This window comes from Nostoc sp. ChiSLP03a, assembly GCF_034531215.2.
Classification (GTDB): Bacteria; Cyanobacteriota; Cyanobacteriia; order Cyanobacteriales; family Nostocaceae; genus Nostoc.
The window spans coordinates 1-12,325 of the sequence record NZ_JAVRBQ020000089.1 but is presented as its reverse complement, the minus strand read 5'-3'; the positions used below and the strand labels follow the sequence as shown (position 1 = coordinate 12,325).

Sequence of the window (12,325 nt, the reverse complement as noted above, 5' to 3'; positions counted from 1 at the left end):
ATAGGTCATCAGTGATAGCATAAATTGTAATTATTTCGTTTAACATTACCCCTCCTAATTTTTCCTCTGGAGGGGATTTTATTGCTTATGCAATGCCACCTGAACACCTGCAAGCATAACTAGCAACTTGGGTTAATACTTAAGTTTTAGCGAAATCAAAACCGCTCTCTGGAAACAGGGGGCGTTTTTTAATATGTCTAAACAGATACTTAAAAATTAGCGATCTTATATTTACTTAAATTTCTGCTCTTTTGGTACGAGATATCCTCTATACTCAAAAATATTTTTAATTACGCCATATATACTTAAAAACTTCAGAAAGCATGAAGATTACTATGAAACTTGGTTTCTTTGCTCATATACTGAGTACCATTGCGATCGCACTTGGCTCTACTGCCTCTCTAGTTCAACCTGGCTATACGCAGAGTAATAAGTTTTACTGTGGTATGAGTGCAGGTGTTCCCTCAACACTAGTTCGGACTTCTAGAGGAAATATCCCAGTAATTCGCTGGGTTGACAATGCTTTTCCTCCACCTTGGACTCCCCAACAGCGCTGCGAAGAGATATCTGCAAGATTCCAACGTTTCTACGACAATGGGACGCTAAATTTCCTCAGAGCTGGAAAACTCAGCAATCAACCTGTATTGTGTGTTGCCAGTTACAAGGGTGGTTCTTGTTTGCCGAACGGAGTCTTAGTTACCCTAAAAGTCGGTACTAATGCTCCTTTGACACTGCAAAGGTTATTGGATCGCCAAGGTTCGGGTGGCGGCAGAGCAATTAACCTTAGTGGTGGTGATAGTAAAGAATTATTCTCCTACTACGAAGAGGCGGCCTACCTGGATGTAGCCAAGTTCATATCTCGGATAGAAAGTTCGGGGAGAGGCGAATCCTGTCCAGCAGGAAAACCAGCTTGGGAATGTTGAGTAAATCGCAATCTAAACGAATATGGATTGGCGCTTAATGATGCTGATTACCTGTATTGGCAGTTTATCTATTTCACTGCTAGGCTCAAAACCAAATGTTAAGGTTTTAGATGCACAAAACTTAACCCAAGACTCCGCCAAGCAAGTACAACAGCTAGCTGAGTTGATCGCGGTCAAAGTATTATCAAAAGACTTCTTGGGATCGGGGATTCTGATTCAAAGAAAAGGGTCAGTTTATCAGGTGCTAACCAATGCTCACGTACTCCGGTCGGGGAACCCACCTTATCAGATTCAGACCCCAGATGGCCGAATCTATGAGGCTGATTTGTCCAAGATGAGCGATCTCTCTGTTCCTTCCTATTCTAATGGTAACGATTTAGCTGTCTTACAGTTTCGCAGTCCCAAGATTAACTATCAAGTTGCATCTCTCGGTCATGCATCAACTTTGAGTGTCGGCAATGAAGTTTTTGCTGCTGGGTTTCCCTTTGATAGCCAAGGTATTCAAGATACCGGGTTTGTTTTCCGCAAAGGTAAAGTTTCTTTAGTACTAGACAAAGCCTTGGAAGGCGGCTATCGGATTGGATATACCAATGATATTGTCAAAGGTATGAGTGGAGGTCCACTGCTGAATCGTGTCGGTCAGGTCGTGGCTATCAATGGGAGACACGCTGAACCTCTTTGGGGTGAGCCATATTTATATCAAGATGGAACACAGCCGGAACCACCCCTGCTCAAACAGATGAGTAAGTATAGCTGGGGTATTCCGATTGAAGAGTTTATGCAGATGGGATCACCATCATTTACAAACAATTATTCTGATAAAAATATTCAGGTAGAGGTGAGGCGATGAATTTTGCTCGTAGTCTTCCAGCAATACTTGTTGGTGCAGCTGTAGTGTTGATGAAACCTCAAGTTGCCTTATCTTTAACTCCGGTAGAGGTCAACAACATTGCTCAAACAGTTACCGTTCGCATTGATGGAGACGGTATTGGTTCTGGAGTAATTTTTGAACGTAAAGGTGAAACTTACTTTGTCCTCACCAATCGACATGTAGTGTCTAGAGATGGAAGATATGAGATTCATACCCAAGATGGCGGTAAGTATCCGGTTTACTACAGCAAAGAATTACCGGGATTAGATTTGGCGGTGTTGCAATTCAATAGTAATAAAAGTTACCCCATCGCTAGTTTAGGCAACTCTGACCAAATTAGAGAAGGCATGACCATTTATGTGGTAGGTTGGGCTGACCGATTACCAGGCATTGATGAACGCAGTTATCAATTTACTAATGGCAGCATTCGCAGTCGCCTGAAAAATCCAGATGAAGGCTACGCCTTGGTCTACAATAACGAGGCGATTCCGGGGATGAGTGGCGGCCCGGTATTAGACGAAAATGGACATTTAGTAGGGATTAATGGGCGAGCTACAGAACCAGAAGAGAAGACAGGTACTGTTTTAAGGTTGGGAATTCCGATTAATACCTTTTTGGCAGCCAGAAATAATGTCCAACCAGTAACCGCGAGTTCGCCAACTCCCGCACCCAAACCAGGTGTTAAACCCAATATAGCTACATCTGGACAATCAAATACAACAGAAAAACCAACGCCTAAACGACAACAAAGTGCTGAAGACTTCATCAGCTTGGGGGGGGCTAAAGCGGATAAAAAAGATTATAAAGGAGCGATCGCTAATTACAACCAAGCCCTACAAATTAATCCCAACCATCCTGATGCTTACTATCGACGGGGTGCAGCCTACAATGAACTCAAAGATTACCCAGCAGCTTTTAAAGACTTTGAGCAGGTAATTCGCCTTACTCCCAAAAATGCAATTGCTTATGCCTACCGAGGTTATGTCCGCGCTCAACTAAAAGACTATCAGGGTGCACTTGCCGATGGTAACAAAGCCATTAGCCTTAACGACGATCCCAAATCTCGTACTTCTGCTCTTGCCTACGCTGTCCTCGGTGTTGCTCATTTAGGTTTAAATGACTATCAAAAAGCGATCGCCGATTTAGACCAAGTAATACAGCGATTTCCCGACAATCCTGATGCTTACAATGTCCGGGGTCTGTTACGTGTGGTGCTGAAAAACTATAAACTAGCGATCGCCGATTATAATAAGGCACTGAGTTTTTTTGAGTTCTCCGGCATTGGGATTCAGTTCAACAACGACCAAAATCAGGGGCTATTAATTCAACAGGTTAACGATAACTCTCCAGCCTCGAAAGGTGGGGTGCAAGTTGGCGATCGAATTGTGGCAATTGACGGCAAACCTAGTCTCAAGATCAAACTGGAAGATGCCTCTAACTTGCTGCGCGGTCAAGAGGGTAGTCAAGTGACGTTGCGAATTAAACGCCAAGCTAGAAGTGACTTTGACCTCAAGATCAACCGGATATTAATTAGCGATCCCAAAGCTGCGGAAATCTATCAAAACCGCGCAGATGCTCGTACCCAATTGCAAGACAAACAAGGAGCAATCGCGGATTTGCAAAAAGCCGCAGATTTGTACGAAAGGCAAGGAAAAAAAGCAGAGTCCGAAACTGCACTAAACTCTCTCAGAAAACTACAAAATATTGCATCAACTTCACAATCAACTACCCCATCAAACCAAGCAGATCCTCAGACAATTATCGCCACTGCCAACGAAGCAATTGTTCGAAATCCTAAAGATGCTAATGCCTACACTAGGAGGGCAGCTGGGCGCTATCAGCAAGGGGACAAACAAAAAGCATTGGAGGATTTAAACCAAGCCACTCGCTTCAATCCTAAACATTCCCTAGCTTGGTTTTTGCGCGGTGGCATATTACAGGAATTGGGACGAAACGAAGAAGCGATTACTGCATACAGCAGCGCACTTGAAGCTAACAGTGAATGGGGTAGCGCCAAAATTGCTGATTTGTATTTCAGCCGAGCAAACCTTTACTCTGATCGCGGAGACTATCGACGAGCGATCACAGATTATAACGAAGTACTTCGCCTGAATCCCAAAAGTGCTGTAGCTTATGCTTTGCGAGGTCTAGCCTACCAGCGTCAGGGAAAAACTAAGGTAGCGATCTCGGACTTCAACCAAGCAGCACGGGTAGATCCGAATAATGCCATTGCTTATTTTGCGCGGGGTTTGAGCTACCATATCCAGGAAGACTATCAAGGGGCACTTGCTGCTTATGAAAAAGCAACTGTCCAGGATGCTAAATTATTAGCAGCTGTTAACAACCTGGGGTTAATCAAATATGAACTCCAAGATATTGAAGGAGCCATCCGTCAGTTTCGGGCTTCTATTGACATTGACAGTAAATCTGCCGAACCTCAACTAGCCTTAGCAACAGCATTATATGTTAAAGGCGATCGCGAACAAGCTCTAGAATTGGCACAAGCCGCTCTAAGCTTAGACAAAAGGTTTGCTGATTTAGAGTTTCTTAAGAAAAATATTTGGGGCGATCGTATCTTGGCAGACGTACAAAAGCTGCTACAGAATCCAAAAATTCGAGCCTTATAATATCGTCGGTAAAGAGTGCGTTCACAGTGCTGAGTTAGGACAGACGCGATTAATCGCGTCTGTACAGGAGTTAGGAATAGGAGTTAGGAGTTAAAAATTTTCTACCCTTGTTCCCCTGCTTACACTCTGTGCCCTTTCAGCAAATTAGTTAATTTCTAATGAATCAATCATTTGTTCAGCAATTTTTAATAAATCATCATATTGACTTTCTTCTGCTGCATAAGTAATTATGTAGGCTTTATTGTTGCTTAAAGTCCAAACTGCTTTTCGTTTTACAGTATATTTATCTTCTTTACCTGAATAAACTACTTCATGCGCTGGGCGATTTGCTAGTTGAGTTAAACGTGATTTATCAATTTTTGCATCTGCAAGAAATTGCGTTATTTCATTAACTCTTGAGCTAGTATATTCATCCAATAAAATAGGTTCTTTTAAATCTTCAATTTCTACAGTCAAGTTGCTTTGATAAGGTTTTTCTACATTTTTTTGAGGTGACAAAAATCTAGCTACATCTGTTGTGGTTGTATTATATTGTTCTATTTCTTTGATTGACCAAGTTTTAGGATATTTTATTTTAATTCCATAAGTAAGATTTTCGTAAATCAAGGAGTTTGTTACAAGTGATGGCTCTTGTGAGGTTGAGCTAAATATTTGTTGTAATTTTGGAATCACCAGCACTGTCATAGAAAATATGATAGTTAACACCGTCAAAGTTAGGGCGGTTTTTTTAGTTTTTGACCACTGTTTATTATTTATCGTTAAGTTTGTCAGTGCTTGTAAAGCTGTAGGTGCTGACTGGTAGCGTTGACCAAAATGGTATCTCACCATTCGATCTAAAATGTCTGCTAGTTGAGGATTGACTTGGACTTGGTTACGCCAAATAAATTCTAATGTTTTCGGGTCAATTGGTAGTTTGAGAGGTAAAATACCAGTCAGTGCTTGAATTCCAATCATTCCCACAGCGTAAATATCGCTGCAAAGTTGTGGCTGTCCGTTATATTGTTCGCTAGGCATATAACCAGGAGTGCCAACAGCCACTGTTCTTCCCTGATTATTAGCCATCAAGGTGCTGATTTCTTTTACTGCCCCAAAGTCAATCAAAAAAAGCTTGCCATCAGCAGCACGTCTGATTAAATTGGCAGGTTTGATATCGCGGTGAATAACATTCTGCTGATGGACAAACTCTAATATTTTCAATATGTCCCGTAAAAAAGCAATTACTTTCTCTTGATTCCATTGTTGACCAGGTTTTAATTCTGTGCTTAGATCATCACCCTGTACATATTCTTGAACTAAATAAAATTCTTGATTTTCTTCAAAGTGAGCCAAAAGTCGGGGTATTTGCTCGTGGTTGCCTAACCTATAAAGAACATCCGCTTCCGTATCGAATAACCGCATTGCTTGTTGCAAAGCTTGCGGGTTAGTCAATTGAGGCTTAAACTGCTTAACAACGCAATAAGGATTGCGAGGTAAATCCATATCTTCAGCCAGATAAGTTTCCCCAAAGCCTCCTTGTCCCAATTTTCTGACGATTTTGTAGCGCCCTCGGAGCATTGTTCCTAGCATTAAATTCACCTAGGCTCTTGTTATGTATCACTCATCGAATAATTGATACTGATTTTCTCACAGAATTTAACATAGAGTCCAAAATTACAAGCTTTAGTCAGTTAAAGGGTGTATGATCAGGAACAAAAATAGGTTCTGGGTTAGAGTTGTGAGAGGTTATTTTCTAAAAATATTGTGTGCTTTTGATTACATTTAATAAATTGTTACTCGTTATATATGTGTACAATATTCATTTTAGATTTCCAGCAGATTTTTACTAAGCAATTCAATATAAAATCTAAAACTTAAAATCCAAAATCAACATGGCAGACCTAACTCCTAATTCTAGTTTTAGTTTGACACTGCGCTTGCAGATTCCCAATCGTGTAGGGATGTTGGCCTCGGTAACACATGCGATCGCAACTTGTGGCGGTAATCTCGGTCAAATCGATTTAATCGAGCAAACCCGCAAAGAGTCCACCCGCGATATTACTGTGGATGCTGCTAGTACTGAACACGCTGAAACCATTGTGCAAGCAATCAAGGTGTTACCAGATATCAAGTTACTCAGTGTTTACGATCGCACCTTTAATTTGCATCGCGGTGGCAAAATCAGCATTAGCAGTAGAATTCCCCTGAAGAGTGTTTCCGATTTGGCAATGGCTTACACGCCCGGAGTCGGTCGAATTTGTACAGCGATCGCTCAAGATCCAGAGGAAGTTTATAAGTTAACCATCAAACAGAACACCGTTGCTATTGTTACCGATGGTAGTGCCGTTTTGGGTTTGGGAAATCTCGGCCCAGCTGCCGCCTTACCAGTTATGGAAGGCAAAGCAATGCTATTCAAGGAATTTGCGGGGCTGGATGCTTTTCCTATTTGTCTCGCCACCCAAGATACAGAAGAAATTATCCAGGCAGTTAAGAATATTGCGCCAGTGTTTGGGGGCATGAATTTAGAGGATATCGCTGCACCTCGCTGCTTTGAAATTGAAAAGAGATTACGCCAAGAATTAGATATTCCCGTTTTTCACGACGATCAGCACGGTACAGCAATTGTCACCTTGGCTGCGTTATTTAATTCTTTGAAACTCGTACATAAATCCTTAGCAGAAATCAAGATTGTGATTAACGGTGCTGGGGCGGCGGGAGTGGCGATCGCTCGGTTGCTGCGTAAAGCTGGGGCAGAAAAAATCTGGATGTGCGACTCTAAAGGGATTCTCTCTACCAGTCGCAGCGATTTGACAGAAGAAAAACTCGAATTTGCTGTGAAAGGTCAGGGTACATTAGCGGGTGCAATGCAAGGAGCAGATGTGTTTATTGGTGTCAGCGCACCAGGAGTTTTGACACCAGAAATGGTGCAATCGATGGCCAAAGATCCAATTATCTTTGCAATGGCAAATCCGATTCCAGAGATTCAGCCAGAATTAATCAGTAAAGATGTGGCTGTCATTGCGACCGGTCGTAGCGACTACCCAAATCAAATCAATAACGTCCTTGCTTTTCCTGGGGTATTCCGTGGTGCTTTAGATTGTCGGGCACAGACAATTACCATCAAAATGTACCTAGAAGCCGCAAGTGCGATCGCCTCTTTAGTTAAGCCTTCAGACTTGAATCGGGAACACATTATTCCTTCAGTCTTTGATGAGCGTGTTGTCACTGCTGTTGCTGCTGCTGTGCAACGTGCCGCGCGGGAAGAAGGCATCGCGCGAAATTAATTAACTAAGGGACTTCCAAATAAAAAAATATTCAATTATTGATTGTAGGGTGGGCATCTTGCCCGCCATATAAACTGGGCGCTCATGTTGCCTACCCCACAAGATTGGATAGTTTATTTTTTGGAGTTTCCTAAAATAATCACTTTTTTGGGATGGGCGTATCGCCTGTCCCTGAACTTTTAGGCTGCAATCTATTTGCGCTATCAACTGATGTTAAACAGATAAGAATTGATGCATGATTGGTGATTAGATGAGTTGGGCTACCAATTTAGGAGCAAAGTAACACATCTAAAACACCATCATGTCAACTGTTTGCAATGAAGTACCAAGTTGGGGACGAGTTTTTACAAGAACTACCACTGATTTTAGCGGGGCCAATCCTCAAATATACTGAGCCAGAGTCTGTGACAGTATGGGTCGCACTAAAACAGTCTTGTCAGGTAAAACTTAAGGTTTATGACACAACAAATGATGGTGAAGTAATCGGAAATTGCTTATTGGAGGGAAAACGCTCTACCTTTGCTTTGGGTAAGTATCTTCATGTAGTTGCCATCACCGCTCGGTCTAAAATTGGACATCGCCTCACTGGAGGTCACATCTATGCATACGACCTCCAGTTTACTGTTGCTGACCAAACCCTGCAAATGCAACAAGCATTATGTTCAAACTCCTCTCCTCCAGTCAGCATCAGCTACTTCGATCATCAAAAACCAACCTTTGCTTTACCGCCAAACCGTTTTCAAGATTTGCAAATTGTCCATGCTTCCTGCCGTAAACCTCATGGGCATGGGTTTGATGCACTGCCAATTCTCGACAGTATGATTCAGGCATCAGCAAATCAACCCCAGCACCGACCTCACCAGCTGTTTCTCACGGGAGATCAAATTTATGGAGATGATGTAGCAGAACCATCTCTGTGGGTTGCAACTACTCTTGGTGATGCCCTCTTGGGTTGGGAAGAAAAACTTCCGGTGAATGGAGTGTACTGCACTCCCCAGCAGCTACCACCTGGAGAACGGGCTGATGCTGCGACAAATCAAGCTGGTTTGACGGCAGGACTACATAATAAAGCAGAGAAAGTCAACAGTCATCTTTTCAGTCTGGGTGAATATTACGCTACTTATTTACTCGCTTGGTCGCCAGTGTGCTGGCCGACAACATTTCCCAAAGGACAACAAGTAATGCGCGATCGCCATGCTATCAAAGACTGGAATCGCGCAGTCAAGCATTTGCGACAATTCATCTATACCCTTTGGAAAGTGCGCCGCGCCCTTGCCAATATCCCCATGTACACCATCTTTGATGACCATGATGTTACTGATGATTGGAATTTAAACCAAGCTTGGTGTTTGCGCGTGCTGGGGCAACCATTAGGGCGAAGAATAGTCCAAAATGCATTGTTAGCTTATACAGTATTTCAAGGTTGGGGCAATACAACAGAGCAATTTGCAGAAGGAAAATCAGGTGAAAAGCTGTTGGCGGCTGCACAAGCTTGGTCAGCTTCTCAAGGAAGAGATGCAAAGGCTAATCAGGCGATCGCTCGTTATCTAGGTATGCCAGCCATCGACCCCCACACAGACTTACCTGTTTTAGTCCGAGACGGTGCAGTATTTATTCTGGATCGAGATCCGGAAGCGCTGACTTGGCATTATATAGTCCGCAGCGATTGCCATGAAGTAATTGTGCTGGATACACGTACATGGCGGGGTTATCCAGCCGATCAAAAACCAATTGCGCCGCCGATGCTGTTGTGTCCAAAGGCTTTTGAGCAACAACTACTTTTGCCTTTACAACAAGTAACTGAACAAACTCAAATTAAAACTACATTTGTGATTGCGCCCACAAATGTTTTTGGATTACAAGTGATTGATTGGATTCATCATTGGCACTTAAACCAGGAGAAAGTTTTTTCAACCGATGTTGGAGATGCCTGGAATATCAATGTTGAAGCACTGGCCAAATTCCTAACTACTTTGTTTGAGGAACGTCAACAAGTCGTGATTTTATCTGGGGATATTCACTACAGTTCTGTTGCTCACTTATCTTATGCACGCACCCATTCCAAATTACAATCTGTCTTGATACAGCTAACCGCTAGTGCATTGAAGAATGAAGAGATGTTGACGCGGCTGATTCATACACGATTGAAAGATTGGCTCCTACCAGAACACGTACGACATTGGATCGGCTGGATAAAGCCACCCAATATGGTAGAAATTTCCGAGAAACAATTACACCATAATCCTCAGCTGCTAAATGACCCTGACTGGCATTGTGTACTGGAGTGGATACCTAGAAACAGCGTTCAGACTTCTACCTACACAGCAGATATATTATCATTGATAGATCCTTGGAAACGAGCCGAAAATGCCAAATGGAAATGGTTACAACCTCTGATTTTTTGGAAATCTCGTTGGTTTCAGGAGGGACGAGAAGTAGTTGGATTGAATAATTTAGCTTTGGTTCACTTTGAGTTAGCAGATGAGAGTAATTATTGCAAAGTTATGCAAGATTTATACTGGTTTTCTTGTTGGTATCCCACCCAAATTGTTTACAGCCGTTTTGAGAGCCAGTTAACGCCCAATCAGTCATTGTTACGATGATCGGTATTGCTATGTGAATGGAAAGTTTAGTTGTATATGTGGGCACTCTAGACTGAAGAAACATACTGGAGAGTGATTTCTATGTCTACAACCCCAATTAGTGCAACATTGGCACAAACAGATAGAGACGCTGTGTTGCAAGCGATTGCCACCATTAAAGAAAAGTTACCATTTTTGGTTGATTTGAGTGCCGACGATCGCAAGACTTTACCCAAGATGGGAGATAAAAGTCGGGCGTTTGTAAGCATTGCATTAGAAGTGGCGGCACAGAATCCAGAGTTTTTACCGCGATCGTTTGACTTGGATGAAATGCGAAAGGATGTGCAATTATTTGAAGCGTTATTTCGAGTTCTGAGCTTCTTTTTTTGAGTTCAAAGGTGCAACGTTCGAGCAAAAAGGTGCAACGTTCCACCAAAAAGGTGTAACTTCCGAGTTCAAAGGTGCAACGTTCAAGCAAAAAGGTCGAACTTCCGAGTTCAAAGGTGCAACGTTCAAGCAAAAAGGTGCAACGTTCAAGCAAAAAGGTGCAACTTCCGAGTTCAGAGGCTCAACGTTCGAGTAAAAAGGTGCATATAACCTATATATTACCCCCCTTAAAAAGGGGGGCAGGGGGGATCAAAACTATAAACTATGATCAAAAACCTCAACAATAACGATTTTCATCTACCCTACAATCCAAAGCTTGTGGAAAGAGCAAAAGAACTTCGCAAAAATATGACTCCAGCAGAAAAGAAGCTTTGGTATGGATATCTAAGAACCTTTCAATTTCGCGTTTTCAAACAACGGACGATTAATCATTTCATCGTTGATTTCTACTGTCCCATTTTAAAAGTAGTGATAGAAATTGATGGGGATAGTCATTTTACAGATCGAGGTCAAGATTATGACATGGAGAGAACTCATATTCTGGAAGGCTATGGTTTAAAGGTTCTTAGGTTTACAAATAGCCAAGTTTTAAATCAGTTTGATAGTGTGTGTGAGCAGATACAGGGTTTGATCCCCCCTTAAAAAGAGGGGAAATCGTAGTTTAGTTTTTTTACAGCAGCGATCGCCTTTCAACCCTCATCATCTAACCTCAGAACTCGAAAGTTGCACTTCAGAGGTTAAAGAGTCGAGCTAGGAGTTTAGAATTTAAGTTACAAGAGATATAGATTACTGGCACAAGGGTTAGGCAATGAGTGAAACTCAGACCCAGTTACCGACAGATACATGGATTTGTGCTTCTTGGCAAGAGTATGAGCAAGCGATCGCTAACTTGCTCAAGGAGAAGGCAAAGAGTTACTACTATAAGGAACACATGAGGCTGGAAATGCCACCAGTTAGTTTTGCTCATGGTAAAGACCATGTAATAATTATTTTTGCTGTAACTCTATTTGCGACCATTAAGGGGATTCTAGCGACAGGTTTAGACACAACCACCTTTCGTAAAACTGGTGTTCAGGATTGTCAGCCCGATGTAGCGTATTACCTTAAAGAACGTGCCCAAACTATCCCAGCAGGTACAGGAATTGTCAACCTTGATCGCTATCCTGCACCGGATTTAGTGATTGAGATTGCGAAAACATCTCTGCTGGATGACTTGGGTACAAAGCGATCGCTCTACGAAGAGTTGGGTATTGCTGAATACTGGGTAGTGGATGTTCAAAATGCCGAAATCATCGCTTATGCGATCGCAGATCGAGGCAGTAAACGTATTCAAGAATCACAGGTATTGCCTGGATTGATAATTGCAATTTTAGAAGAAGCCTTACGCCGAAGTCGTGAAATGAGTCAATCTGAAGTTGGAACTTGGTTATTGAGCCAGTTTCAGCAAAAGGAGGGTTGAACTTTGGCAGTTTGGAGCATTGTTAATTACTAACAACTTCCATCAGATTTACGATTGGATTCCGAGTATTATCAGCCTAATACCAATTTTTTATAAAGCTGCATAGAATTCGATCCCCCCTAACCCCCCTTAAAAAGGGGGGAACCGGAAAAACATCTATCAAAGTCCCCCTTTTCAAGGGGGATTTAGGGGGATCAAGATATGTGCAACTTCACA

8 protein-coding genes and 1 pseudogene are annotated in these 12,325 nt (G+C 42.3%); 8 read left to right on the top strand and 1 reads right to left on the bottom strand.

Features of this window, described 5'->3' with window-relative positions; all coding sequences use genetic code 11:
* Nucleotides 1-335 precede the first annotated feature (335 nt).
* The 3 genes from RMY32_RS14405 to RMY32_RS14395 are packed head-to-tail and all read left to right on the top strand — an operon-like array spanning nt 336 to nt 4,421.
* Nucleotides 336-923 (top strand): COP23 domain-containing protein, encoded by a 588-nt coding sequence (locus RMY32_RS14405; protein ID WP_409883013.1) that lies wholly within the window; start codon nt 336-338, stop codon nt 921-923.
* A 22-nt stretch (nt 924-945) separates the two neighbouring features.
* On the top strand, nt 946-1,773 hold the full coding sequence (locus RMY32_RS14400; protein ID WP_322710860.1) for a serine protease: 828 nt from the start codon (nt 946-948) through the stop codon (nt 1,771-1,773).
* Nucleotides 1,770-4,421 carry a tetratricopeptide repeat protein gene (locus RMY32_RS14395; protein ID WP_322710859.1) on the top strand — a complete coding sequence of 884 codons (2,652 nt, stop codon included), beginning with the start codon at nt 1,770-1,772 and terminating at the stop codon, nt 4,419-4,421. The genes RMY32_RS14400 and RMY32_RS14395 overlap by 4 nt, the downstream gene beginning before the upstream one ends.
* Before the next feature lie 144 nt (nt 4,422-4,565).
* Here RMY32_RS14395 and RMY32_RS14390 read toward each other — a convergent pair whose 3' ends face one another.
* Nucleotides 4,566-5,987 carry a protein kinase domain-containing protein gene (locus tag RMY32_RS14390; protein WP_322710858.1) on the bottom strand — a complete coding sequence of 474 codons (1,422 nt, stop codon included), beginning with the start codon at nt 5,985-5,987 and terminating at the stop codon, nt 4,566-4,568.
* Between the two features lie 302 nt (nt 5,988-6,289).
* Here RMY32_RS14390 and RMY32_RS14385 point away from each other — a divergent pair, with 302 nt between their 5' ends.
* The 5 genes and pseudogenes from RMY32_RS14385 (at nt 6,290) to RMY32_RS14365 (ending at nt 12,109) form a co-directional block, all read left to right on the top strand.
* Entirely contained in the window at nt 6,290-7,681 is a 1,392-nt protein-coding gene (locus tag RMY32_RS14385; RefSeq protein ID WP_322710857.1) for a malic enzyme-like NAD(P)-binding protein, read from the top strand.
* A 317-nt stretch (nt 7,682-7,998) separates the two neighbouring features.
* Entirely contained in the window at nt 7,999-10,284 is a 2,286-nt protein-coding gene (locus RMY32_RS14380) for an alkaline phosphatase D family protein (RefSeq protein ID WP_322710856.1), read from the top strand.
* An 81-nt stretch (nt 10,285-10,365) separates the two neighbouring features.
* A pseudogene (locus RMY32_RS14375) lies at nt 10,366-10,638 on the top strand (hypothetical protein); the annotation flags it as partial.
* A gap of 276 nt (nt 10,639-10,914) precedes the next feature.
* Nucleotides 10,915-11,292 (top strand): endonuclease domain-containing protein, encoded by a 378-nt coding sequence (locus RMY32_RS14370; protein ID WP_322710855.1) that lies wholly within the window; start codon nt 10,915-10,917, stop codon nt 11,290-11,292.
* Between the two features lie 166 nt (nt 11,293-11,458).
* Complete coding sequence (locus RMY32_RS14365; protein WP_322710854.1) at nt 11,459-12,109, top strand: Uma2 family endonuclease; 651 nt, start codon at nt 11,459-11,461, stop codon at nt 12,107-12,109.
* Nucleotides 12,110-12,325: the final 216 nt, after the last annotated feature.

What these genes read in the sequence shown, in the direction of transcription:
- RMY32_RS14405 (WP_409883013.1), top strand. Translation starts at nt 336, where the DNA reads ATGAAACTTGGTTTCTTTGCTCATATACTGAGTACCATTGCGATCGCA.
- RMY32_RS14400 (WP_322710860.1), top strand. Translation starts at nt 946, where the DNA reads ATGGATTGGCGCTTAATGATGCTGATTACCTGTATTGGCAGTTTATCT.
- RMY32_RS14395 (WP_322710859.1), top strand. Translation starts at nt 1,770, where the DNA reads ATGAATTTTGCTCGTAGTCTTCCAGCAATACTTGTTGGTGCAGCTGTA.
- RMY32_RS14390 (WP_322710858.1), bottom strand. Translation starts at nt 5,987, where the DNA reads ATGCTAGGAACAATGCTCCGAGGGCGCTACAAAATCGTCAGAAAATTG.
- RMY32_RS14385 (WP_322710857.1), top strand. Translation starts at nt 6,290, where the DNA reads ATGGCAGACCTAACTCCTAATTCTAGTTTTAGTTTGACACTGCGCTTG.
- RMY32_RS14380 (WP_322710856.1), top strand. Translation starts at nt 7,999, where the DNA reads ATGAAGTACCAAGTTGGGGACGAGTTTTTACAAGAACTACCACTGATT.
- RMY32_RS14370 (WP_322710855.1), top strand. Translation starts at nt 10,915, where the DNA reads ATGATCAAAAACCTCAACAATAACGATTTTCATCTACCCTACAATCCA.
- RMY32_RS14365 (WP_322710854.1), top strand. Translation starts at nt 11,459, where the DNA reads ATGAGTGAAACTCAGACCCAGTTACCGACAGATACATGGATTTGTGCT.